The organism is Massilia orientalis (genome assembly GCF_030411975.2).
GTDB lineage: Bacteria > Pseudomonadota > Gammaproteobacteria > Burkholderiales > Burkholderiaceae_D > Telluria > Telluria orientalis.
Window position 1 is genome coordinate 1 of the sequence record NZ_JASNRB020000042.1, and the last position, 24,856, is coordinate 24,856.

Here is a 24,856-nt window from a genome sequence, read left to right on the forward strand (position 1 = left end):
GCCGTCGACCTGGAATACCGCTACGCCGAAGACACGATGCCGCGCGGCGTGCTGGGCCTGAACGCAGCCATGTTCAAAGGCTACCTGCGCTTCATCGCCAACCGCCGCGCCGTCCAGATCGGCCTGGATGCGCTGTTCCCGAACGAGGAAAACCCGTTCCCGTGGATGAGCGAGATGATCGACCTGAAGAAGGAGCGCAACTTCTTCGAGACGCGCGTGACCGAGTACCAGACCGGTGGCGCGCTGGACTGGAATGTTTAATTTCAAAAGTTAGATGGGGGCGCTTATCGTAAGAAAACGTTGGCACGTACATGAGACACTTGTTCGTTGCCTAGTTGCATCGAGCAAATGGCATGCTATCATCCCCCTTTACTACTAACAAAATCTAGTCATGGCAAAAAACAAGGTGACTACAGCACAGGTGAACAAGCCTGCGCCGTCGAAGCTTCTCATGGGTCTAGCAGCGCAAGCCTCTACCCGTCTGGAGGGATCTCCTATGGAACGCACAGAAGTAGAGCACCTGCCTGACGGCAGCATTCGATTTTCGTTGAACCTGAACGATGCTCCGGTCCCACAACGTCGGTATGTTGCTGACATTGCTACTGTTGAATACAATGGCCTGGAAGTCAACTTTGTGTTTGCTCAGACGAAGATTTTCGGCCATGGTATTGAATCCGCTCTGTCGATCAAAATCAATTTGAATGCATTTTCAGACATCACTCGAGCGTTGCATATCAACGCTGGGGCGGAGCTCGAAAAAGCTTTGCGGATGATCAGCCTAAAGAAAGAGGAGCTGGTTCCGGTCACTAGTGAGCCAGCGCATTCGGCAAAATTGATCGCAAACGTCGCGAATTATGCAGTCTCTGGCCATGAAACTTGTATCGATTTTTATCATGTTAATGCATATGCAAATGCAAAACTGATGACTTCGGATAAGGTTGATGTTGAAGCTGTTGTTCGTGTGGATCTTAGGACTTCACTATTTGTGGCATTAAGTGCGGCGATAGGGAAGATTGCAGAGCGAATCGCCGCTGGCGAATAAGGATGGCTCAAATGAATAATTTTGGAGTTTTTGATGACTTTCGTGTTTGTGCGTGGATCAGTGAAGGTCTGATTAATGCAGCGAACGATGTAGTGAAAGTTGTGAAGTCAACCGCTGCTCGAGCTGGTGCGGTAGCAGCATTTGCTGTTGCTTCGACAGCTGCGACTGTAAGTTTTGCTCCGGAAGCGAAGGCTGATAACCATTTGGCGTTTGTGCATGTAGTGCCTACTGAGCAAACTGCTTTACAAGGCACTCGAGCGGTCTTGCCTACAATGGACGGCGAGTTAACTCAGTTGAAGACCGAAATAGCTGACAGTCTTCGTAATCGACATAATATTTCGGAAGCAAGTTTCGACGCTTCGACTATCGAGAAAGCGCAGCTGGCCTTAGAACGTATCAACTTAAACATGCCTGTGTTTTCTCAAGAGTGGATGGACCAGATTACTTCTGGGAAGGCGTAGCGTACCTGCAGATGAAAGGGACTCACGACAATTGTTCGAATTGGGATTACGAAACTCATCCAGAAGCACAACGTGTAACTGAGCGGTGTGAACGATTAGTCCGGATGCTTAAGGGACGGCCCCGCATTTTCAAGGGTTACTCGACTTTGCGGGCCCATCGTTACATGTTTCATGGGCTTACCCCTGATAATTGTCGCTATCTTGCTGGTAACTATCGGGGATCCGCGTTCCCTTGTCTGAGGGACTATAAGGTTGGGGTACTAGGTGACAGAAGGGTTGGAACTCCTCCACATAATGTTGCCTTCGAGATGCAATTGTTCGAAGCCCAGCTCCAACTGGTGATCAAGGCTTTCGCGCAAGACGTCCAAAAAGCCGGGAAATTTGACCAAAAGCTTTTACTTGCATTTATAGATATTTTGGCGAAGTTTCTCGTCTACTTCTTCGCGATTCATCCTTATGCAAATGGTAATGGGCATAGTGGTCGCCTTATGGTTTTGGTATTACTCAAACGCTTTAATCTTGATCCGAAATCGTGGCCATTAGATCAGTCTCCTTCATATGGTGACGCGATACGGGCACATCGTGATGGGAAGCCGGGGTTACTACGTAATTTCATCCTCGATCGAATTCTGAATTAATCTACGTCAGAATATCGATTTATTCGCCAAAGGCTGCTTCGCGTATAGCACGGAGCAGCCTTTGGCGTTTTATTGGTGCAGTTTGGTCGCGAGGGTGTAACTATTATCCAGTTCGTTTCCGGTGCCAGTATTTATCGGTGGCGCTAAATCAGGAATTGCCCTTTTTGCCCACTCTCCAATTTTGTGAACTAATCAACCTATGCGGCGTCCAGATGGCGGACGTGGCTTGGGACACTTGCCCTCTTTTACTTGGCGTTTAACGGTAGTAACTGCCAAGGCGGCCGTCGAGGCGACAACTTCAAGTTCTAAAAATGAAGGGTTCAAGATTTTATTCCTTTGTATTAGACTTGTGATGTTCGTGTATGCGAGCTGGCTGATAATGGTTCGCCAATAGGGATGTTGTTTCAATCATGGGGTGATCCGTCGGGCAGTTCAATCAAGGCGTTTGCATTCTCTCGCAAATCCTTGGTAATGGCTTCGATATGATGGCTTGCTAACTGCTTTGCGCGTCCGAGGCGCTACGGAACGCAAGGCTCTTCAAGAGCGCCTTGCGGTCATTCAGGAGCGACGCGGCACGCGAAATCCGTGACCTGATTACAGCGAGCGTGAATCGTATCGACAGCGGTAGTGTGCTTACCGACCAACTGGCGAGACGGCTCAGGAGATCACGACATCAGCGCCGCGGCGGTTGAGCAGAGCGTTGGGGGCGGCCAGATGGGTGAGGCCGTCGTTCATATGGACTTGGCGACGCAGGAAAATGTGGCGCTGGTCAAGGAAACGGCCGCCGCCGATGCCTTGCGCACCAGGCGCGCGTGACTACGCGATGGGACATGCGCTCGCCGTTGCCGCTCTGCGCAAGCGCGGCAATTCTAGGCGAGTGGTGGCGAGGGAAGCGCAGCGTCACCTGCAGGCGGTCCTGCGCCGGAAGTCGTTTGGCGCGCATCGCAAGCAGAAGGCTGAGTTTTACTTGCGGGCGCTGGAGCAGCGATTGAAGTGTTGATTACGCGCTGCGCGGCTGTCTATTCCCGCTTTGTCGCCCCGACGTTCGACATGATGACGCCTCTAATGTAGCTTCGCATCCGACTTCGTCTTGGTCAGTAATTCGTGCTGGCGCATTTGTTCGCATTCGATGGCGGTAAACTGGTCGGCACCGTTGCCCAACCAGCCATATTGCATGACTGTGCGTTCCCAATTAGCGGGGTGCGGCAGACTGAACATATGTCCGAGCTCGTGGGGCAGGATACCACGTTGTCCTTGTTCGATTGGTAGATCGACGTCGCGGACCCAGGGAAACTCGATTCTATTTTCGTCCCTGTTCGCGTTTGGTTTCTTTGTATCTTTTTGCGAGACGAAGAACGCGGATATTGCTGCCCCCGAAGCTGACCGGAAGTCCTTTTGATTTTCGTTGCTGTAATGTTCTGTTAGCCAGATTCTCGCTTTTCGCAGCCTGATATTACACTGCGCAAGGATTTTGGCGGCGAATTCGATTTGTTGGCCAACTGTCTCAGGAGTCCATTGGGAGCTTGCATCGACATAAACCTGCATGTCGAAATCCAGGACCGCTTTGGTCCCAGATTTGCTAAAGTTCGGCGTCAATTCCTTGACTTTCTTGAGGCCCAGTTCCAGCTGGGTTTGCGCTGGAATATCGGTGATAACCGAGGGACGCGCGTACTTCAGTGGCATACGCTTTTCCCAAGGGTCGTTTTCACTATAGTAAGAATCGGTTCCATCCATTTTTAATTTGTCGACGATGGAATAAATTTCGCGAGTTTTGTCGAGATCCTGGGGCCCTCCGTATTTGCGCTCATAAGCAATCGCCAGCAATCGGAAGCCATCAAAATCGCATGTTCCTTCCTTGCACAGAGGCTTGGCCTTTTCCCAAGCCGCTTCAAGCACATGGCGAACCTCGTCGGGGTGGCTTATTCCTTTACCAAGCAGAATGTCCAGTTCGGCAAGCTGGAAACCCGCCTGGATGCTGCCGGCATCCCAGGCTTGCTGCAGGTACTCCGCTGCCGTTGCCCAGTTTCGCTTAAACGCCTTCCCAAAAAAATACATATTTGCCAGGTCAAAAAGTGCGTATGGGTCTTTTCTGTCCGCCGCTTTTTTTAGCCAGTGAAATGCGGCGCTGAAATCATGGGTCAGATATAAGTTTGTCCGGCCAAGTTCGCGCATGGCGCCGACATTGCCGCGAATAGCCCAATTCGTTCCATACGCTTTAAGCGTTTCCAGCCTGCTTGGGGTTGCATATTGTCGAAGTTGTGACAAGTAAAAATCGACCTGAAAACCTTGATCCGCTGCCGCCCTTATCAAGCGAAGCCCGGCCTCGACGTCCACAGGCGTTCCCCAACCATTCAGGTACATGGCGCCCAACTGCTTTTGCGAAGTCGCGCTGCCGCTCAATGCGGCCATCTTCATCCAGTAGAAAGCCTGGTCCTTATCGACCGGGCCGCCACTCCCGAAGTAAAACAGAAGCGCCAAGTTGTGTTGGGCTGCCGGGAGCCCGGCTCGCGCGCTCTGTTCGAACCAGTAACGAGCTTTCGTAGCATCTTGAGCGACGCCAGCGCCGTCCCTGTACATCTCGCCCAAGTTTAAAGCGGCAACTGCATTGCCTGCTTGCGCGAGTTGCAGACAAAAATCAAGGGGCCCATTATCTTCTCGACTGCAACTCCGCGCGTTCGCGTTCGTTGCGCACAGAGCAGCTAAAAGGAAAATGGATATCGCAACAATTAGACGCATGATGTCCTCAGGCGGCGGTAGTAATCACAACCCAACATATAAAATGTTTCGTCAACATCAGTCGGCATTCACGTTTTAACGAGTCAACCGCGACCGGGCTCTGCTTACTGGCAACAGTTACGGCCGATGCTTAGCGCAATTAGGCGAACGGGATTCGAAAAATGATGCGACGCGAGTGTCCAACGATGTCAATTATGACCATAATTCGCTTCGCAAGAAATGTCCATGACTCATAGGCGCGGCTCAAGGCTCATGCGTGAGAGGTGCAGTCGTATCCCGGCGCCGGTGCGAACGGGATGCCCTTGTCGTGCCGGCGCGTATATAGGCAACCGGTCTGCGCGTCCCAGCCGGCCGGAATCCTGTTCTTCAGGTGCGCCGCACCCTTGTCGAGCTGGTTTCTTTCGGCGCGCTCGATCCAGATCACCGCGAGCAGATGGCGCAGCAACGTTGCCAGGTAAGCCGATCAATGGTCGCCAAAGCAGGCGATCGCGATCTTTTACAACACGACGCATGGCACAACGTGTTCCGGATGCTGCCCGGCTTTGGCGCGTTCTGCCTGATGGAACAGGCCTATCCATCTTTGCGAACGTCATCGAGTTTTGGAAGACGGGACGCCAACCAACGCAAAATACGCTAAGTATCGAGCTGCGCAATACATCCGCAGCTACTGCGATCAGACATTATATGGTCAGCCCGCCGTGTGAAGGTTGGGAAGTCGAACTTTTCAGCCCACCGCCGCGCAAGGACAGCAAGCCTTGACCGTTAGGCTTCCAGCGTTGAGACCGTCCGCTTTGGGTCGGTTGTGGCCGGTCGCGACACTCTGTAGTTGACCTCGTCAGTTCCTTCAGCTGCATTTCGGGGGCAACTCGTTTCGCCTTATAAAGTTGCGGGACCATCGGGCGAGCAAGAAGGGTTGGCGGCTACACGGATTCGAACGTGATTGTCAAAAACTGCGTTGGCCCGACGTTTGAGAAAAACAAAGTAAATAATATAAATCGTTTTCGCGCCACTGGCGGTCGATAGATCGTCAGTGACATCTTGAGTAGGGTGACACTTGCTTCGCGGATGAGTACGGGCATGCCCTTCAGATTGCCGAACTCAACGGGCGTAGCTTTCGGCGTAGGTTTCGTCATTCAACGCTGTTGCTCATTCGAGAACACACCCATGCATCATAGGAGAGAAGGGGCTTTTACCCGGCTTCACACCCTGCGGATTGATAGCCGTGTGTTTTTCGGCCGATGGCTGTGCAGCAATGCTATTCGCTGCGGCGGCGTGAATTTCGTGTGGGACGGTCATAGTTCAGAAAAGTATCGGCCGGGCAAGGCGCCAACCAGGACAAGGCTGTCATTGTACCGCTAAGGCCAGCGGATGGAAGGGCATGGAATTCAGCCAACGTGGTCTAATATGCTCGTGTTCCTTCGCCGCGTGCCCGCACATGTCATTTTCTATCGACCTCCGACCCGCATGCCGGGCTTTGTCCCTTGTCTTGCTGTTGGCCACGCCGGTTGGCAGCCATGCCGCACGACCCGAGGAGGATATGCAGGTCAAGGTGAGCCGGCAGGGTGATGTCGTCACCGCTCATGCGCAGTTTGCGGTGCCGGTCAGCGCCCGGCAGGCATATGCCGTCCTGACCGACTATGACCATATGACGGACTTCCTGGCCGACCTGGACGAGAGCCGCATTTTATCGCGTACGGAAGACAGCATGCTGGTCCGGCAGGCGGGCAAGGTGCGATTCGGTTGGTTCAGCATCCCGTTCGAATACGTGAGACGTGTCGAGCTTTTTCCAGGCACGAGACTCGTTTCGCATGTCGTGTCGGGTAGTGTCAAGCAGGGCGATGTCACGACATCCCTGCAGGCGTTGAATGGACAGACAGTCGTCACTTACGACAGCAAGGCGACCTTGGGATACTGGCTACCATTCGGGATCGGCGATACGGCCATCGCATCCCGTATTCAAAAGGATCTGGAAAGCCTGCGTTTGGAGATGCTCCGCCGCAAACAATCTGCCGGCGCCGGTGACTAACGCCGATTACTCGATCCGGCGCCGACGGTCTTGTCAGGCACACTAAAGCGCACCGTCACCAACAGCCCACGCCCTGTCGGCCCGTCGCCAAGTGCCACAGTGGCTCGATGCGCATTCGCGACGCTGCGCACTATCGACAGGCCCAGCCCACTGCCCCATTCGGCATGCCCCGCGCCCCGGTAGAACCGGTCGAACACCCGGTCGCGCTCCCTAGGCGCGATGCCGATCCCGTCGTCGGCCACCTGCAGCACGATTTCCCGCTCGGTTTGCGCGATGGTGACGTCGATACGGCCGCCCGGCGCCGTGTAGCGCAACGCATTGTCGAGCAAGTTGCCGATCAGGATACGCAGACCATCGGCGTTACCGGGCAGGCACGGACCATCGAGATCCGCCTCGGCCTCGACGATCCCCAGGTCGATGTTCTTCGCGCTGGCCTGGTCGTAGCGCTCCCCGATGCAGGCACGCGCCACTTCCAGCAGATTGACCGGTACCTGGGCCGCCTCGCCCGTGCCGCCTTCCTGCCGCGCCGCAGTGAGCAACTGCTGCACCAGATGGATGGCGCGATCGAGGCGCTGATGCAGCTTGGTGAAGGCGGCTGCGCGCTGTTCGTCGTCACCAGCGCGCTCCGCCAGTTGCAACTGCAGCTGCAGGGCGGTCAGCGGCGTACGAAGCTCATGCGCCGCGTCGGCCACGAAGGTGCGCTGGCTGTGCAATGCATGGTCGAGCCGTAGCAGCAGGTCGTCCATTGCCGCGACGACGGGCCTGAGCTCTGGCGGCTCGTCCCGTTCGGCAAGTGGCTGGAGGTCGCTCGGCGACCGGCGGCCCAGCGCTTGCGCGAGCCGCGTCAAGGGTTTCAAGCTGCGCCCCACGACGGCATAGATCAGTCCCCCCAGTATCGGCAGCATGACCAGGAACGGGAGCAGCGAGCGCAACGCCAGCCGCGCCGCGAGTTCTTCACGCGCCGACACGGATTGCGCCACCTGTACCCTGTCGCCGCCGCGCTCGGCGAGGTACACGCGCCACGTATCGTCGTTGCCGGTCAGTGTCGCGTAGCCGGGCCGTGAAGCGGCCGGCAGGACATGTGCGGTGGTCGAGACGTAGCCGAGCCGCCCGGACCGGTCCCAGACCTGGATCACCACCTCTTCCTCGGGATCGCCATGCTGGTGCAGCGCCGGCAAACCGGCCTGCGTGGTCGGCAGCGTCGTCGCCATCTGGCGCAGCTGGTAGTCGAACAGTTCGTTGGATTCTTCCAGGACCTTGAAGTAGATGGCGCCACCGGCCACGAGGGTGCAGGTCAGGGTCCCGCCCAAAAGGCCGAGCAGCAGCTGGCTGCGGATTGTCCTCATGGGGTCCTCATGCGGTGCTCATGAAGTCTGCGGCGCCAGGTAGCCCACGCCGCGCACGTTCCTGATGAAATCCGCGCCGAGCTTCTTGCGCAGGCGGTGCACGTACACGTCCACGGTGTTGCTCTCGACCTCCTCGTTCCAGCCGTACAGCTTCTGTTCCAGCAATGCCTTCGACATGACGCGTCCGGGCGGGTCGAGCAACGCGGCCAGCAGCGCGAATTCGCGCGCCGACAACGGTAACGGTTTCCCGTCGAGCAGGGCCTCGTGCGCGGTCAGGCGCAAGGTCACGCCGCGGTGCACGATGTCGGGTTGCGCGCGGCCGGCGCCGCGCCTGAGCAGCGCACGTACCCGCGCGAACAACTCTTCCAGATCGAACGGTTTGACCAGGTAATCGTCGGCACCGCCGTCCAGTCCCTGCACGCGGTCGGCGGTGCTGTCCCTCGCCGTGATGATCAGGACCGGTGCCTGGCCGCCGCGGGCGCGGTACTGGCGCAGCACGTCGAGGCCGTCTCGGCCCGGCAGGCCGAGGTCGAGCAACAACAGGTCGTAGACGTCCGTCACCAGCGCCAGCTGGGCGGCCCCGCTGTCCTGCACCCAGTCGAGCGCATAGCGTTCCGCGCGCAGGCCTTCGGCGATGCTGTCGCCGATCATCGGGTCGTCCTCGATCAGCAGCAGGCGCATGGGTGGTTGTCGCGGGAGCGTGAATTAGTCATGAGACACCTCGGAAATCGCGCCGCCAGCTTACCGCAAACCGCGCGCTCATGGGCCGACCACCACCATGGTGAACGTTTTGTCGACGACGGTCGGCAGGTACACCCGACCGCTCGCCGGATCGAACGCCATGGTGCGCGCGCCCTTCGCGGTCGGCACCTCGACCGCGGGCGCGTAACGGTCGGCGTCCAGCTGGCGCACCACGCTCAGCGTGCCCGCGCCATTGGAGGAAAACACCGTGGCGGTGCCAGGATCGTAATATGCCGCGTCCGGATGGTCGCCGATCGAGATGTGCGCCACCACCTTGCCGCTCGCGCTGTCGGTGACCATCATCGCGCGGTTGCCGCATACCGAGAACAGCCGCGCGTGCGCGCTGTCCAGCGCCAGTCCGCTCGGTTCGTCGCAGCCGGCCAGCGGCCAGTGCGCCAGCACGTGGTCGGTCTCTGCGTCGATCGCAACGATCTCGTTCTTGTCCTCGACGTTCACGTAGACGCGTTTGCCGTCGGTGGCCGCGAATTCCGGCTTGCCGCCGACCGCGATCGTGGCGATCGGCTTGCCGCTCGCGGCATCGAACACGCTCACGTCCTGGCTCTTGCCGTTGAACGTATACAGCTTGCGGGTGGCGGGGGCGTACAGGATCGCGTCCGGATTGGTGCCCGCCACCTTCCAGTCGCCCTTGACCTGCAACGTATCGAGGTCGAACACGGTGATGCTGTTGGCGCGGCCGTTGCTGGTGAAGCCGAGCTTGAGGTCCTGCGCGAATGCCACGCCGTGCACGCCGGCCGTATTTGGAATCTCGCCGACCGGCTTGCCGCTGGCGGCGTCGAGCACCTGCACCCGGTCGCCGCGCGTGACGAACAGCCGGTTGCGCTGGGTGTCGAGCGCGAGGTAATCCCAGCGCGTTGCCGGGCCGAGGTCCCAGCGCTGCTGCACGACGTAATGGACGGGCTCCGCGGCGGCGGCCGAGGACAGGCAGGCCGCCAGCGCGGCGCCGACGAGGAACGGTTTGATCAGGACAGGTTTCACGGTTTCTCCATATGGACAGCGTCAGACTTGGTCGGCGCCGGACGAGCGTCCGCGCATCAGGTGAAAAAGGACAGGCATCAGCAGCAGCACGAGCGGCAGTTGCACGACCAACCCGGAAATGATGGCGATCGCCAGCGGCTGCTGCATTTCGGAGCCCCGCCCGAGCGCGAACGCGAGCGGCAGCAAGGTCAGGATCGCGGCCAGCGTCGTCATCGCGATCGGCCGCATGCGGTTCAATCCCGCTTCCAGCAAGGCCTGCTCGCGCGTGCGGTCGGCGACCAGCTCCTGCTGCTCCGAGTAATAGAAGATCGCTACCTCAGTGGCCATGCCGATGATCATGGTCATGCCCATCATGGCCGAGATGTTTAGCTCGATGTGGGTCAGCCACAGGCCGATGAACACGGCCGACACGGCCAGTAGCGCGGTGACGAGGATCGACAGCGCCAGCCGGAAGCTCTCGTACATGAACAGCAGCAGCAGGAACACGAGCGCGCTGGCGGCGGCGAACACCGCCATCAGGCCACGGAAGGCGATCTGCTGCTGCTCGTACAGGCCACCCAGCTGGTAATAGCTGTCGGCAGGCAGCGTGCGCGGCTGGGCCATCATCTTCTGGACATCGGCGATCACGGAGCCGAGGTCGCGCCCGCTGATGCGCGCGGTGACGGCCACCATGCGCTTGAGGTTCTCGCGGGTGATCTGCGCCTGGCCGGTGACCGCATGGATCTCGGCCACGCGCTGCAGCGGGAACACGTGACCGTCCGGCGCGACCACGCGCAGCCGGCGCAGATCGGTCTCGGTGGCGCGCTGGTTCTGCGGCACCCAGATGCGCACGTCGACCATCTTGACGCCGCCCGGCACGTGCGTCGCGACGGTGCCGGAGAGGACGCTGGACACGTAGCGTGTGATGGCGTCGGCGTCCATGCCCTCGAGTGCCGCCCGCGCCGGATCGACGCGGATGTCAAGCGCGTCGCCGGCCGGGTTGATGCCATCCTTGACGTCGACCACGCCGTCGATCTTGGAGAGGCGCGCCGCCACCGCCCGCGCGCTCGCGGCCAGCGTGCCGGGACGGTCGCCGAAGATCTTGATCTCGACCGGCTGCGGCACGGCGGTCAGATCGCCGATCAGGTCTTCCATCAGCTGGGCCATCTCGACCTCGACGCCCGGCACCTGGTGCTCGATGCGGCCGCGGATATCGTCCATCACCTGGTCCACCGGGCGCCGTCCCGACGGTTTCAGACGCACGAAGAAATCGCCCTGGTTGGCTTCGTTCAGGCCGCCGCCCAGGCCGGCGCCGGTGCGGCGCGAATAGGTGGCGACGTCGGGGGTCGCGCGGATGATGCCTTCGACCTGGCGCAGCAGGCGGTCGGTCTCGGTCAGCGCGGTGCCGGGCGACGCGCGGTAGTCGAGCACGAAGCCGCCCTCGTCCATGGCCGGCATGAAGCCGGAGCCGACCGCGCGGTAGGCGACAACACCGGCCAGCAGCAGCGGCACGACGCCGATCAGGAGCAGCCAGGGCCGCGCCAGCAGCGCGCCGAACACGCGCCGGTAGTGCCCGTGCAGCCAGCGCACCAGGCGAGAATCGGGTGCGTGCTCGGCGTCCTTCGCATTCAGGAAGCGGTCGGCCAGCAGCGGCACCGCCAGCCAGCTGATCAGGAAGGAGATGAACAGCGCCGCCGCCATCGTGAGCGACAGCGCCTTGAAGAACGCACCGGTCACGCCGGAGAGGAAAGCCAGAGGCACGAAGATCACCAGCGTCGACGCGCTGGAACCGGCCAAGGGGCGCAGGAACTCCAGCGCGGCGGCCATCACGCGCCTGTGCACCTCGCCTTCGCCGCCCTGGAGACGCCGCATGATGTGCTCGATCATCACGATCGCATCGTCGATGATCAGGCCGACCGCGGCCGCCATGCCGCCCAGGGTCATGATGTTGAAGCTCATACCGAGCACGTACAGCAGCACGACGGTACTGGCCAGTACGGCCGGCACGACGACGATCGCGATCAGCGTGACCTTCACGTTGCGCAGGAACAGCAGCAGGACGGCCGCCGACAACCCGATGCCGATCAGGACGGCGTCGCGCACGCTGGCCGCCGACGCCGTCACCAGTTCGCTCTGGTCGTACCAGCTGGCGATCTGCACACCTGGCGGCAGTTGCTTGCGCAGGCCGTCCAGGCGCGCCTTGATGTCCTGTGCGATTTGCACGCTGTTGCTGCCCGGCTGCTGGTAGACGGAGAACAGCACGGCGTCGCGGCCGTCGGCGGTCACGCGGGTCCAGTTCGGGGCCGTGCTGGCATCGACGCTGGCGACGTCGGCGAGCCGCACCATGCCGCCAGCGGGGTTGCGCAGCACCAGTGCGCGCAGCCGCGCGAGGGAATCGAGGCGGGTGTCCGACACCGCGAGGTACAGCTTGTAGTGGTCTTCCAGCCGGCCGACCGCGCTGATCACGTTCGCCGCCGACACGGCCTTCGCCACGTCGTCCAGCGCCAGGCCGACCGCCGCGAGGCGCGCCGGATCGACCGTCACGCGGTATTCCTCAATCGCGCCACCCTGCACCTGCACGCGCGCCACGCCATCCACGCTCGAAAGCGCGGGACGCAACTGGAACTCGGCCAGGTCGTGCAGTGCAACCTCGGACATCGTGCTCGAGACCAGGCTGTAGGCGATGATCGGGAACACGGTCGGGTCCATGCGCCGCACGAGAACCTGCGTCGCCGCCGGCAGCGAGCCCTGCACCTGGGCGATGGCCGCGTTCACCTGCAGCGCGGCGGCCGCCATGTCGAGGCCCCAGTCGAAGGTGATCGAGACTTCGGCCGAACCGCGGCTCGTGGTCGAGCGCACGTTGCGCATACCCGGCACGCGGCGCACCGCCTCCTCGACCGGCCGCGTGACCAGCATTTCCATCTGCTCGGCGGGCTGGTCGCCCGCATCGATCGAGACAACCACGCGCGGAAAGTCCACGGTCGGGAACAGCGATACCGGCAGGCGGAACGCCGCGACGAGGCCCGCCAACGCCAGCAGCGCGAGCAGGAACAGAATCGAGCGCCGGTGCGCCTGGGTCCACCCGGCCAGCGTCATTGCTTCGCCTCGCGTACCGGCATGCCGTCGTGCAGCTCGTAGTTGCCGAGCACGACCACCTGTTGCGCCGGGTCGATCGGACCGTCCACGCCATAGGTCCGCGCGGTCTCGCCCAGCACGTTCACGGCGACGCGACGCGCATGGCCGCCCGCGACCTGGAACAGGTAGCTGCCCTGGTCGTCGCTCAGGACGGCCTGGCGGGGGACGCTCCAGACGTTACCTTCGCCAAGCGTGATCGTCGCCTCCACGCGCGTCCCAATCACAAGGCCCGCAGCCGCGCTCGCAGGCAGGTCCACGATCGCGGTCACCATCTGGCTCTTCGGGTCGATCACGCCATCGATAGTCGCAATGCGCGCCATGATCGGTGCGGCACCGTCCAGCAGCGGCTTGAGCGTGACCGCCATGCCCGGTTTCACGGCCGCGCTGCGGGCCGGCTCGATCGCCAGCAGTGCGCGCGGATGGCCGGTGGGACCAAGCTGGGCGACCGGCGCGCCGGCGGCGACACGTTCGCCCTGCGCGACCGGCAATGCGGTCACGACGGCATCGAACGGCGCCGTCAGCGTCACGCTCGCATGGGCCCCGCCCAGTTTCGCCTGCGCCGCCAGCGCGGCCTGGCTGTCCTCCAGCTGCTTGCGCGCGGCATCGACCTGGGACTGCGTGGCCAGCTGCAGGCCAGCGAGTTCCTGCTGGCGCTTCAATTCGCGTTGGGCGAAGCCGACCGCGTTCGCTGCCTGCGCATAGGCGGCGGCGGTATTCGGATCGGTACCGATCACGGCGACGATATCGCCGCGGCGCAGGCGCTGACCCGGCACCAGCGGCAAGCGGAGCAACTGGCCGGGTTGAGGAAAGCTGAGCGATTCCGGCTTGCCCGCTGCAATGTCGCCGAAGGTGTCGAGGGTCCGGGGCATGCTCTGGCGAGCTACCTGCTGCACGCGGACCAGCGCGCTGGGCTCTGCCGCATTTTCCGGCGCGGCATCGGCGGTGCCGGCGCCGGCGTGCCAGTGCCATGCGGCCGCGGCACCCACGGCCACGACGAGCGCGCCGATCACGAGAATGGATGTCTTCATGGTTGGGGATGTTCCGTCGAGGATGCATCGGGAGCGATCCCGAGCAAGGTTTGCAGCGCGACACGCTGTTCGGCGATCTGCTGCTGCAGGGTAATCCGCTCGGCCTGCTTGGCCAGCAGCGCTGCTCGCGCATTCGTGTACGCGAGCGCATCGATCAACCCGGCGCGCGCCGCCAGGTCACTGCGTTGGATGGCCGGCTCCAGCCGGGCCAGCGCGGTATCGATGCGTTCCAGCTGCGCGCGGTCGAGGCGCTGCTGATCGAGGACGGCGCGGATCTCGCTACGCGCCGCCTGGACGCGCACCTGGTATTCGTCGTGCAGTTTCTGGCGCGTGGCCTGCTCGATGGCGATGTTGCCGCGGTGGCGGTTCAGCAAGGGCAGCGATAGCGTGATGCCCAGGCTGTTCGAATATACGTTGCTGTTGTCGCGCGAGCGGGTCAGGCCCACGTTCAGTGAAGGAAACTGGGCTAGCAGCGCCGCACGGTAACGCTGGTCCTGTGCCGTGTAGCCTGCGACCAGGGCGCGCAGGTCGGGACGGCGCCGGTGAAGGTCGGTCAGCGCGCTATCCGCCGCACCCTCGTCCGCGAACGCGGGCGGCGTGCCGTCCTGAAGGCGCAGATCGAAGCGGGCGTCCAGGCCGAGCAAGGTGTTCAGGTCATGCGCGGTCTGGCTCAGCTGGCGCTGCAGGTCGTGGATTTGTTTATCGATGTCCTGCAGCGCCGTCAGATTGGGCAGCGCCGCGTCGCTGGTGAGCAGGCCGCGCTGCTGGGCTTGTTCCGTGCGCGTGGCGCGGTCGGCGAACAGCGCCCGGTTCGCGTCCAGCACGGCCAGCAGCCGCCGGCCATGGGTCAACCGGACGAACGCCAGCCGCGCCTGCGAGGCGACCTGCCATTCCTGCCACAGCAGCGCCAGGTCGGTCTTCCGCACGTCGGCCTGGGCGGCGCGGCGGCCGGCGGCGTGACTGATCAACGCCCCGACGTCGTAGTTGAGGCCAAAGCTGAAAGCGCGTGTGCCGCCCGGACTGGCGTCGCTGTTGGACACATCGCCCGCCAGCGCCAGCTGCGGGTCGGGCAGCAGGCCTGCGGCGAAGGCCTGGGCACGCGACACGGCAAGATCGTCGCGCGCCAGTTTCAGATCGGGATTGTTCACCACGGCCAGCGTCGCGACCTCGATCTCGTCGAGGCCGTCGCGCGGATCGAAGGGATGCGCGGCCAATACGGGAAACGGCAGGCTACGCGTGTCGACCTGGATCTGGGCAGGACGCCCGGGCAGCTCGGGGACAGGTCCGAGCGGCAGCGGCCGGTAGGTCGCACAGCCGGCTACTGCCAGACAACACATACACGAAAGGAATCGGTAGACCATCGTAGCGGGGCACACGTGACATTATTGCCCAGCTTACCAATCGGACAATGAATGGACGATTAAAGGATTGCGGCCGGATACCGAGCCCTGCCGCGCTGGCCGATGCCGATCAGGAATGGAATCGCCCAGAGGAGCCGCTCGGCAAGGAAATTCGCCACCGCCAACACCAGCGCGGCGGGTTGCTGGGGTGGGTTGAGCCCGGTGACGTAGGCTTTAGTGCCGCTAGCGGCAATGACGAGGACTAACAGCGTGAGTTCTGCGTAGCGGTGCATGATGCCTCGCCAAAAAGCGCAAGAGTTGTGCAAACGAGAGGCTACGGAGGAAACTTAGCTGCTACTGCGCGACGTACACAATCGTGCGGCTGCCAACCAGAGACGCATCGTGCCCTTGCCCATGCGTGATTTTTTTCGTTATCTGTCTCGTGCGTGCCCGAGCGACAGGTTATTCTTGGGCTTACCACCGGAACCTGCCACGCGCCACGAGCCGGGCGTGGTCATACGAATCGATCAGCAAAGAGGAAGTCATGCTCCAGGCAGCATCAGGCTGGATTTTTCATCTCGATACCAGACTTGCCGCGTTCACCGCAGCGCATGGGGCGTGGGTCTATCTGATGTTGTTCGCCGTGATCTTTGTCGAGACAGGTGTTGTCCTGCTGCCGTTCCTGCCCGGCGACTCCTTGCTGTTCGTGTCCGGCACGCTGGCTGCCGGCGGCGCCCTGCACCTGGCGATCCTGCTCATTGCCGTCGCGCTCGCGGCGATAGGCGGAGACGCGGCGAATTTTGCAGCGGGCACGATAATGCGCAAGCACCTGGCTGCCGGAGGGGCGGGGGCGCGCTTGATCAACCAGCGACACCTGGACCGGACCCGCGAATTCTTTGACAGACACGGACCGCAGGCGATTATCCTGGCCCGCTTCGTCCCGGTTGTGCGGACGTTCGCGCCCTTCGTGGCGGCACTCGGCAGTATGCACTTCGGCCGCTTCATCGCCTACAACGTGTGCGGCGGTCTGCTTTGGGTCGGACTGCTGGTTGGCACCGGCTACAAACTAGGTAACGTGGGCTGGATCCGCGACCATCTTTCGATGGTGCTGATCGGGGTCGTCTTATTGTCCATCCTGCCTGGTGTGTTTGCCTGGGGCAAGCAAAAATTCGGTCGACGGAAAGCGACTTCGTAACGTTCGGGATGTACGCCTATGGTTCAGTTGCGGTTTTTGCGCCGGCGTTCCGATCGTCGACGAGATGTCTCGGACAGGAACAAAGCATACTCTGTAACGAGTGCGGTTTCGTCATCGGTTCTTCGTTCCGGCATAGCGGTCCCTGTCGCTGGCAGGCAAATGGGGTAGTCGGCGGGAAAGCTCCCCGCCTGGCCCGATGTCCCCGATATCACATCGACTTGTTGTCTATTCTATAGACATGATCGTGCTTGTTGAGTCCACAGTGTGAGCGGTTGTAACGGAACGCCTTCCGCGAGAGGCAGGTGATGTCGCGCACGGTCAAGTTGCCAAGGTTTAGCACCTGAAACAGGTGCCCTGGCTTAACCATCACCGATACAGGAACCACTCGGCTATATTCCGCCAGCGGAGACTGAGGCAAACCTACCATTGGCGACAACAGAGGGCAAGGTGTGTTATGGCAGAAAATGAGCATTGCCGACGCTGGCAAATTGCCGTGCTTCGTCGGCGTAGCATCCTGGCCCAGCGGGCAAAAGTTGGATTGCGGTTTGGCAGTGTCTAGGGCAGCTGCGGCCGTTCAGTGTTCCCATGCCACCCAGGTACGTTCGCAAAGTATTTGGTGCCTTTCCCGACGCCGGCGGAGGTTAGGGCGCCCTTTTGCAACAAATCGGCCAGATCACGCGTCCCCGTCGCATCCGAGCAGCCTGTGATTTTCGTGTATTTCTCCCGCGTAAGCCCGCCGAGAAATCCGCCATTTCCGGCATCCAGCAATTTTTCGAGCACCTTCTTTTGCCGCTCATTGAACTCGTCTCCCGAATGGGCTGCCCAGTAGCGCGCTTTTTCAAGAGCGACGTCAATATGTTTCAGGGACTTCTGGCACGAGGCCGCGAACTGGTCTGCGAACCATATGATCCAGTCGGTGATATCGAGATCTCCTTTTTGCGCCTGGTTCAGTTGCTCGTAGTATCGCCCTCTGTTTTCCTCCATCTGCCGCGACATGCTGTAAAGCCTTTTATCGCCCCCTGTCTCCTGCGCGATGATGCTGTCGATGATGGCTCTCCCGATCCGTCCGTTCCCATCGTGGAAGGGATGAATCGTCTCGAACCATAGATGAGCGATCGCTGCCTTGACTACGATGTCCATCCGTGGCGCCTGGTTGAACCACCTCAAGAACTTATCCATCTCCGCCGGCACATCTCTTGAGTCAGGAGCTCGGTAGTGAACGACCTCGCGCCCGGGCCGCCCGCTAACGATCTGCATTGGTTCATCAAAGGAACGGTATCGTCCAACCTCGATCTTCTCGACACCCGAACGCCCAGTTGGGAAGAGGGCGGCTTGCCAGCTGCAAAGTCTATTTTCGTCGAGAGGCAGATCGCAATTGGCGATAGCGTCATCCATCATGTCGACCAGCCCGTCGATGTGCCGTGATGACGGACCGATGTACCTGTTGGCCACTTTCCTCATCACTGACGATCGCACCTGGTCAAGGTCGAGGGACTGCCCCTCGATTGCCGCGGTCGAAATCGCTTCCTGCACCCATATCTCGCTGAGCACGTTGTCCAGGTCTGCGGAACCGAAGCCGATTGCGTGCACCGCGCCCAGCAGCATCCCCTGCGCGAGGCGAGCAGAGCTAAGAGCTTTCTGAACTGCCGCGGGATCGAACCTCCACTGCGGCCAGTCCTTGTGTTGCCATACGTACATGGGGGTTTGAGGCGTATTCATGCTTTTTTCGAATCAGGATTTGATTCGTATTTTAACATTTACGGCTCAGGGAATATCTGCTGGCGTAGTTCGAGCACGTCTAGCATTTCCAGGTCGCCGTTAGCACGGCGGCGCGAACCTGGATGAGCAGTGTAGTCGCAAAAAGTGCCTATTTGAATCTAAAAAACAATATAAACAATATAAATCAAAGTATTGATTGGCCCGCATCGATAGCATGCAGGGAGAATCCGCGACGGGCTGCGTCCTGCGGATGAATGTCGTCGAAACAGGCCAATGCCGAACTCGACTGGCGCAGTTTTTGGCGTAGGTTTCCCTGTTCACCGCAAATGTTCATTCGAGAACACGCCCATGCATCATAGGAGAGAAGGGGTTTTTCCCGGGCTTCACACTCTGCGAATCCATGGGCGTGTGTTTTTCAGCGGAGGGCCGTTGAGTCGGGCTCTCCGCTGCGGCGGCGTTGATTTCGCGTGGAACGTTCATAATTCAGTGCAATATTGACCAGGCAAGGGCTTAGACCGGAGGCAGGGCCATTATTTTACCGCTAAGCCCAGCGGGGGGACCGTTGGATTGCGGTTTGGCATTGTCTGGAACACATGCGGAGGCATCAGTCAGCAACGCCCGTTTGGGTCAGAGCGCGAAGAATGCGCGCTTTCGATTGGGGTACTGACTGGCAGACCCCACAGGGGCGTAGCAGTTGCTTGTACGCCAAAGTCCGGATGTGCGGGGGCAATCTTACTTTCTCCTGATCATAAAGCGAATGCCCGGCAAGCCGTGTACATTCATATACGATCCGAAGCGGAGTGTCGCGAAGTACACAGGGCTGCTCGTCAAGGCGTCGCTGCTAGCGGCGCTGACGCCGGCTTTCCTGGGGCTGGGCAAGGCCGGCATGAACGCCGCCTTCGGCACGGACGGTGCGCCGTGTCCGACGCCGCCCGCGTTGCCCCGCATTCGGAGCATGCTGGATACTATATCCAGAACCCGTAGTGCGATGCGGCTGCGTCGTCCTCGATCAAGGGGCCTATGACTTCAATCTTTCGCTGTCCCCGCATCAGTACCTCGCGGCAGGGCAACGAAAATGTGGGGTTTTCTGGATGGTCACCGGTTAATTCCAGCAACCTGTGTTCAGACAGCGCATAGACTACCCGCCCAATATTGCACCAGTAGACTGCACCGGCGCACATGCAGCAAGGCTCGGCGCTGGTGTACAGCGTACAGCGGGCCAGTTGCTCCGGCGTTAGCAGTCTGGCAGCCTGTGCTGCCACCGCGAGTTCCGCGTGCTGGGTTGGATCGCCTTCAGGCGGCATGGAATTGTTGCCGGCTGTGGCGATTACATTGCCGTGTTCGTCCGCCACCAGGGCGCCGAACGGATGGCGGCCACGCGCGCGCGCGGCGTCGGCCAGGTCGATGCTCTGGCGCAACAGCGCCATGTCACGCTTGGTGAGTGTGGTGGAGGGGATGCTATCAGGTAAGTACATGGGATGGTCCTGTTGGGAGCGAAGGCTTATGAAGCGCATGATGTGGCCTTCCGGATATGCCGGGTGCGTCGCCGCGACGGCGTTCCCGGCGCCTGATGCGGTTACGTTGCGCTGGATTGTGTGTGCAGCGCGTTGACCGAGCCGTGCTCGCGCATCCAATCGGCGCGGCGGCGGAACAAGTCCGGCACGGCATGGTTAGCCCGGGTAATGATGGCTGCCAGGTCTCCGCTGCACAACTGGCCGCCATCGACCACGATGCGGCCCGCGACCATGGTCATATCGACGTCACCCCCTTGTACGGCATGCACCAAATTGTGGTGCAGGTTACCGTGCGAGCCGCCCAGCAGCGGCGTCATGCGCGGCGTGTGAGTCCGCACTGCGATCATGTCCGCCATTTTGCCCGCCTCGATTGAGCCGACCTGACTATCGAAGCCGAGTGCGCGCGCGCCGTCGATAGTCGCCATACGGCATACCGACCAGGCATCGAGCGCCGCGGCGTCGAGCTTCGACAGCTTGGCCAGCAGCGAAGCGGTCTTCATTTCCTCGAACATGTCGAGATTGTTGTTCTCCTTTTCGCCATCCGTGCCCAAGCCCACGGCCACGCCGGCCGCCAGCAAGGCTTCCACCGGCGCTGCGCCGCTGGCCAGTTTCATGTTGCTGACGGGGTTATGCGCTACGCCGACCTTGCGCCGCGCTAGGATCGCAATTTCCTCATCGGACAGCCAGACGCAGTGCGCCAGCAGCACGTTGGGCGCATCGAGCAAACCAAATTTTTCCAATGCCTGTATCGGGCGCATGCCATAGCGGCGCTGGGTTTCTTCCACGTCAAAGCGGCTCTCATTACTGTGGGTATGGAAGCCGACGCCATAATGCCGACTGATCTCGATCGCGCGTTTCCACGCCTTGGGCGTGGCGTAGAACATATGCTCCATGCCGACCCAGACCTGGATCCGGCCGTCGGCGCCGCCGTGCCATTGCTGGATCAATGCTTCGTTGGAATTGAGCGTTTCGAAGTAGTCATGGTCGGGGTGTTCCGCCACATAAGGCACCAGCACGGCGCGGATGCCGAGATCGGCGGCCGCCTGCGCGCTGCCATGCATGTGGCGCCACATATCGACCACGGTGGTAGTACCGGACAGCAGTGCCTCGGCATAGCACAGCCGCGATGCGATTTCCGCTTCTTGCGGCGTTACGACGCGGTGCATCGGGTCGATGAACTGCTGCAGCCAGTCCCACACGGGCAAGCCTTCGGCGGTGCCGCGCAACAGGCCGGAGTGCGCGTGGGTATTGATCAGGCCAGGCATCAACAGGCGGTCTTTGAGGCGCTTGACCGGCACCTGGGGAAATTGCGCTTTCAGGGTGGCGGCATCGCCGACCACCACAATTCGGCCATTGGCGTCAATTGCCGCGGCGCCATCGGTCAAGATGGTGTTGTTGGCGTCCATCGTCAGTAGATGGTCGGCGTGAAGGATCAGGACAGGCATGGTTGTTCCGTATGAATATATGAGTTGAAAGGAGGGGGTCACGCTTCCGCGGTCCCGGCCGCACTGGCGGCTTCGGTCTCCGCCTGTTCTTGCGAAGCCAGGCCGTTGAACATCAGGTTGAGTACGATCGCAGTCAACGTGGTCAAAATAATGCCGCTGTCGGTCACTACATGGGTCCAGGCCGGCAGCTGTGCGAAGAAGCTTCCCGACAGCAGAGGAATGGTGCCGGCGCCGATGCTCACGGCCGCCACCAGCGTATTGCCACGGTGGTGTTCGAAATCCACAGTGGACAGGATGCGCACTCCCATCATGGCGACCATGCCGAACATCACCATGGCGGCGGCGCCCAGGACGAATGGAGGGGTCGACGCCACAATGAAGGCCATCTTTGGAAACAGGCCCATCAGTACGAGGATGATGCCGCCAGCCGCACACACGTAGCGGCTCTTGACGCCGGTCAGCGTCACCAGACCGATGTTTTGCGAAAACGACGTGTAGGGGAAGGCATTGAAGATGCCACCCAGCAGGGCGCCGAGTCCGTCGGCGCGCAGGCCGCGCACCAGTCGTTCCGGCGTGGTGGGGCGGCCGACAATGGTGCCCAGCGCCAGGAACATGCCGGTCGATTCCACCAATGTCACGAGCATGACCAGGCACATGGAAATAATCGCGACCGGGTCAAACACCGGCATGCCGAAGGTGAGGGGCTGAATCAGCGCGATCCACGGGGCATCCGACCAGCCATCGAGGCTGACTTCGCCCAGGTAGCAAGCGGCGCCAAATCCGGCCAGCACACCCAGCAGCACCGCGATGTTGGCGAGAAAGCCTTTCGCAAAACGCGAGATCAGCAGAATGAGGGTGAGTACGCCGAACGAAATGCCGAGGTAGACAGGGTCACCGTATTTGGGATTCGGGCTGCCGTCAGCCAGCAGCGGCTGGCCGCCGGCCGACCAGTCGATGCCTACTTTCATGAGGCTGATGCCTATTACCAGCAACACGGAACCGGTGACCACGGCCGGGAAGAAGCGCAGGAAACGCCCCATCAGCGGCGCGAACAGAATGCCGAATATGCCTGATGCGATGATCGCCCCGTAAATTCCCTGAAGTCCTAACGACGCATTGCTGCCGATAGCGATCATAGGAGCGATCGAAGTGAACGTTACCCCCATCATGACGGGCATGCGCATGCCGAACCCGAACAAGCCGACCGACTGTACGAGAGAAGCCAATCCAGCCGCAAACAAGTCAGCATTGATAACGATGATCAACTGTTCTTTGCTCAGATGCAATGCGGCACCTAGGATCAGCGGCACGACAATACAGGCGGAGTACATCACCAGCACGTGCTGAAACCCCAGCACACCCAGTCGGCCTGCCGGCAAGCGCCGGTCGACCTCATGTAACTGCACACGTTCTAAGTTCATCCATGTCTCCATTTTGATTCGAGCGCGAAAAACATTTCCGCGCATCTTGTAGCCCCATTTTGCGAAACGGAATGGCGTATGTAAAAATGGGATCTATCTAAATTGGAGATGGGTCGCATGGATTTTTCGCTTTCCCACCTGAAGGTGTTCGTGACAGCGACGCGGGAACAATCTTTTTCTGCGACGGCCCGGAGGCTTGGCAAAGTGCAGTCGGCTGTAAGCACCGCCATCAGTGAACTGGAAATAGACCTCGGGGTCGTTCTGTTTGATCGCAGCGGCCGCTATCCGGTGCTGACGGTGGCAGGCCAGGCGTTGTTGCTGGAGGCGGAAGCCATCCTGTCTCATTGCGATGGTTTGAAGGAGCGCGCCAGTGCGCTGACCGGCGAGGCCGAAACACGGATCGCGATCGGAGTGGAAGATGCGTTTCCCTGCACCGTACTGTCTCCTGTGTTTGCGCGCGCGGTGCGCCAGTTTCCGGGGGTGCAATGCGAAGTGCACCAGCCTGCCCAGCACGACTTATTGGAGTTGCTTGCGAACGATACGATCACATTGGGACTGGGCTGCGCGCGCGCCCATTACGATCCAGGTATCGGGTTTTGCCGCTTAGGCCAAGTGGTGTTTGCCAATGTGGTGCACCGGGATCACCCGCTGGCGCAACTGGAGCGTGTACGTTTCTCCCAACTGGCCGATCATTTGCAGCTATTGCTGGCGGCGCAAACGCGCCACTTGCTGACTGTCGAGTACCTGAAGTCGCCCAAGACGTGGCGCATCCATAGCCAGTCCGCCATGATTGAGTTGTTGAAAGGCGGCGTTGGCTGGGCAATCGTGCCGAAGCGGGCTTATTTCGGCAGAGCTTGCATCGGGTGAACTGCTGGAACTGAAGCTGGAAGCTTATCCATTTACCGAGTGGACCGTCGGGCTGGACCTGATCTGGAAAATAGATAGTAAGCCGGGTGTGGTGGCTTCTTGGTTGAAGGCGGAATTAATGCGTACCGCTGCATTTTCGTAATTGCCGGACTGGTCTTCTCGTTGCCGGCATTCGTCCTGCAATCCCTGGCGCCGATATCGCCAGGCAAGCCTTTCGTATCGGGCTGCAGAAGTCGATCGCGTATCGCCGATGACCCCGGATTGTTCCCGGCGATCCCAACGATTGCCCTGCACGCGCAGTGCCACCTGAGGGCATTGAAAGGGTATTCTTAACGGCCAGGATTGGATCCCTGCTGCACGCCGAGTGGAAGAGTTGAAGAAGTAGGCGGTATGCTTACGCCAGTCCACTCGAGGTGTGCATTCAACTTCTCGGCGCGATATCATTCCTCAAAAAAGGTAAATAATATAAATCGTTTGATTCGTCATGGCGCCCGCATTGAGGAAGAGAGAGTAGAGGCGTGCTATTCAGGAGAATGAAGGTTGTTGCAACCAGCGAATTGTCGCGCCTTGCCGGCGTAACTTCTGGCGTAGGCTTCTCTACTTATCCGGCCTGCTTACTCGAGAGCACACCCATGCATCATTGGAGTGAAGGGGCCCTTCCCGGGCTTCACACCCTGCGCATCCGGGGGTATGTTTTTCAGCGGATGGGCGTTCAGCCGGGCTCTGCGCTGCGGGGCCGTTGAATTCGCGTGGGACGTTCGTAATTCGGGACAGTTGTGACCAGGCAACTTAGACCGGAGGGCCATCATTTTACCGCTAAGCCCAGCGGACGGAAGGTTGAATTACGGTTGGTCGGTCTCTCGGAAAGCTGCGGCAGTCCGGGCGCCTCAACGCATTTCGAACAGCTCCGGGTGAAAATCGTTCTCCGCCAGCCCGGTTGCAACCACGTCTCCGCCAGGCAGCCAAGCCATTCAGTTCGATATCGCTACTGCCGCTGTCGCGCACCCGGCACTCAAGCCAGCCCCAGCCGAGCATCCACCTTGTACCTTGCGCAAACCACCAGTACAGGACGGAGTTGACAAGACCCGTGATGCCCAGCCACTTGTGCAGCCGATACATTTTGCCCAGCCCGCGGAGCCGTGGCTCCAGCGGTAATCCCCCCATTTTTAGAGCGAGCTAAAAGTAGAGGTTAAGCGGCAAGGGCAAGTTTCTGTTTTGGTGTGATGC

The 24,856-nt window shown here is 60.5% G+C and carries 21 protein-coding genes; 8 read left to right on the forward strand and 13 right to left on the reverse strand.

Annotated features, from left to right (window positions below):
• The 4 genes from QPK29_RS31855 to QPK29_RS31870 form a co-directional block, all read left to right on the forward strand.
• Positions 1 to 261: ribonucleotide-diphosphate reductase subunit beta (locus QPK29_RS31855; RefSeq protein WP_400189918.1), on the forward strand; the 261-nt coding region annotated here is incomplete at its 5' end.
• Between the two features lie 130 nt (positions 262 to 391).
• On the forward strand, positions 392 to 1,042 hold the full coding sequence (locus tag QPK29_RS31860) for a hypothetical protein (protein ID WP_371772003.1): 651 nt from the start codon (positions 392 to 394) through the stop codon (positions 1,040 to 1,042).
• 11 nt (positions 1,043 to 1,053) lie between these two features.
• Entirely contained in the window at positions 1,054 to 1,503 is a 450-nt protein-coding gene (locus tag QPK29_RS31865; protein WP_371772004.1) for a hypothetical protein, read from the forward strand.
• Between the two features lie 164 nt (positions 1,504 to 1,667).
• Complete coding sequence (locus QPK29_RS31870) at positions 1,668 to 2,141, forward strand: Fic family protein (protein ID WP_371772022.1); 474 nt, start codon at positions 1,668 to 1,670, stop codon at positions 2,139 to 2,141.
• A 1,062-nt stretch (positions 2,142 to 3,203) separates the two neighbouring features.
• Here QPK29_RS31870 and QPK29_RS31875 read toward each other — a convergent pair.
• Positions 3,204 to 4,877 (reverse strand): tetratricopeptide repeat protein, encoded by a 1,674-nt coding sequence (locus QPK29_RS31875; RefSeq protein WP_371772005.1) that lies wholly within the window; start codon positions 4,875 to 4,877, stop codon positions 3,204 to 3,206.
• A gap of 250 nt (positions 4,878 to 5,127) precedes the next feature.
• On the reverse strand, positions 5,128 to 5,322 hold the full coding sequence (locus QPK29_RS31880; RefSeq protein ID WP_400189919.1) for a hypothetical protein: 195 nt from the start codon (positions 5,320 to 5,322) through the stop codon (positions 5,128 to 5,130).
• Between the two features lie 154 nt (positions 5,323 to 5,476).
• Between QPK29_RS31880 and QPK29_RS33550 the strand changes: the two genes are divergently transcribed.
• Together QPK29_RS33550 and QPK29_RS31885 are read left to right on the forward strand one after the other, a co-directional pair.
• Positions 5,477 to 5,581, forward strand: coding sequence for a DUF7677 family protein (locus QPK29_RS33550; protein ID WP_449821453.1), 105 nt, complete (start codon positions 5,477 to 5,479; stop codon positions 5,579 to 5,581).
• 731 nt (positions 5,582 to 6,312) lie between these two features.
• Positions 6,313 to 6,903, forward strand: coding sequence for an SRPBCC family protein (locus QPK29_RS31885; RefSeq protein ID WP_400189920.1), 591 nt, complete (start codon positions 6,313 to 6,315; stop codon positions 6,901 to 6,903).
• Here the strand turns inward: QPK29_RS31885 and QPK29_RS31890 are convergent.
• The 7 genes from QPK29_RS31890 to QPK29_RS31920 all read right to left on the reverse strand — a co-directional run bounded on the left by QPK29_RS31890 (position 6,900) and on the right by QPK29_RS31920 (position 15,761).
• On the reverse strand, positions 6,900 to 8,249 hold the full coding sequence (locus tag QPK29_RS31890; RefSeq protein ID WP_371772008.1) for an ATP-binding protein: 1,350 nt from the start codon (positions 8,247 to 8,249) through the stop codon (positions 6,900 to 6,902). The genes QPK29_RS31885 and QPK29_RS31890 overlap by 4 nt on opposite strands.
• A gap of 18 nt (positions 8,250 to 8,267) precedes the next feature.
• Positions 8,268 to 8,930, reverse strand: a complete 663-nt coding sequence (locus QPK29_RS31895; protein ID WP_371772009.1) for a response regulator — start codon at positions 8,928 to 8,930, stop codon at positions 8,268 to 8,270.
• A gap of 78 nt (positions 8,931 to 9,008) precedes the next feature.
• Positions 9,009 to 9,986 carry a hypothetical protein gene (locus QPK29_RS31900; RefSeq protein ID WP_371772010.1) on the reverse strand — a complete coding sequence of 326 codons (978 nt, stop codon included), beginning with the start codon at positions 9,984 to 9,986 and terminating at the stop codon, positions 9,009 to 9,011.
• A gap of 21 nt (positions 9,987 to 10,007) precedes the next feature.
• Complete coding sequence (locus QPK29_RS31905) at positions 10,008 to 13,061, reverse strand: efflux RND transporter permease subunit (RefSeq protein WP_371772011.1); 3,054 nt, start codon at positions 13,059 to 13,061, stop codon at positions 10,008 to 10,010.
• The gene (locus tag QPK29_RS31910) at positions 13,058 to 14,128 is read right to left on the reverse strand and encodes an efflux RND transporter periplasmic adaptor subunit (RefSeq protein ID WP_371772012.1); all 1,071 of its coding nucleotides are present in this window, start codon (positions 14,126 to 14,128) and stop codon (positions 13,058 to 13,060) included. The genes QPK29_RS31905 and QPK29_RS31910 overlap by 4 nt, the downstream gene beginning before the upstream one ends.
• A complete protein-coding gene (locus tag QPK29_RS31915) occupies positions 14,125 to 15,465 on the reverse strand; it encodes a TolC family protein (protein WP_371772013.1) in 1,341 nt (446 codons plus the stop codon). The genes QPK29_RS31910 and QPK29_RS31915 overlap by 4 nt, the downstream gene beginning before the upstream one ends.
• An 83-nt stretch (positions 15,466 to 15,548) precedes the next feature.
• Entirely contained in the window at positions 15,549 to 15,761 is a 213-nt protein-coding gene (locus QPK29_RS31920) for a hypothetical protein (protein ID WP_371772014.1), read from the reverse strand.
• A 251-nt stretch (positions 15,762 to 16,012) separates the two neighbouring features.
• On the opposite strand from QPK29_RS31920, the gene QPK29_RS31925 reads away from it, so the two are divergent.
• Positions 16,013 to 16,663 carry a VTT domain-containing protein gene (locus QPK29_RS31925; RefSeq protein WP_371772015.1) on the forward strand — a complete coding sequence of 217 codons (651 nt, stop codon included), beginning with the start codon at positions 16,013 to 16,015 and terminating at the stop codon, positions 16,661 to 16,663.
• A gap of 555 nt (positions 16,664 to 17,218) precedes the next feature.
• Here QPK29_RS31925 and QPK29_RS31930 read toward each other — a convergent pair.
• The 4 genes from QPK29_RS31930 to QPK29_RS31945 form a co-directional block, all read right to left on the reverse strand.
• Positions 17,219 to 18,382 carry a Fic family protein gene (locus QPK29_RS31930; protein WP_371772016.1) on the reverse strand — a complete coding sequence of 388 codons (1,164 nt, stop codon included), beginning with the start codon at positions 18,380 to 18,382 and terminating at the stop codon, positions 17,219 to 17,221.
• Between the two features lie 965 nt (positions 18,383 to 19,347).
• Positions 19,348 to 19,857, reverse strand: coding sequence for a nucleoside deaminase (locus QPK29_RS31935; RefSeq protein ID WP_371772017.1), 510 nt, complete (start codon positions 19,855 to 19,857; stop codon positions 19,348 to 19,350).
• 101 nt (positions 19,858 to 19,958) lie between these two features.
• Positions 19,959 to 21,341, reverse strand: coding sequence for an amidohydrolase family protein (locus tag QPK29_RS31940; RefSeq protein WP_371772018.1), 1,383 nt, complete (start codon positions 21,339 to 21,341; stop codon positions 19,959 to 19,961).
• A gap of 38 nt (positions 21,342 to 21,379) precedes the next feature.
• Entirely contained in the window at positions 21,380 to 22,762 is a 1,383-nt protein-coding gene (locus tag QPK29_RS31945) for a nucleobase:cation symporter-2 family protein (protein ID WP_371772019.1), read from the reverse strand.
• Positions 22,763 to 22,879: 117 nt separating this feature from the next.
• Between QPK29_RS31945 and QPK29_RS31950 the strand changes: the two genes are divergently transcribed.
• Positions 22,880 to 23,629, forward strand: a complete 750-nt coding sequence (locus QPK29_RS31950; RefSeq protein WP_371772020.1) for a LysR family transcriptional regulator — start codon at positions 22,880 to 22,882, stop codon at positions 23,627 to 23,629.
• Positions 23,630 to 24,856: the final 1,227 nt, after the last annotated feature.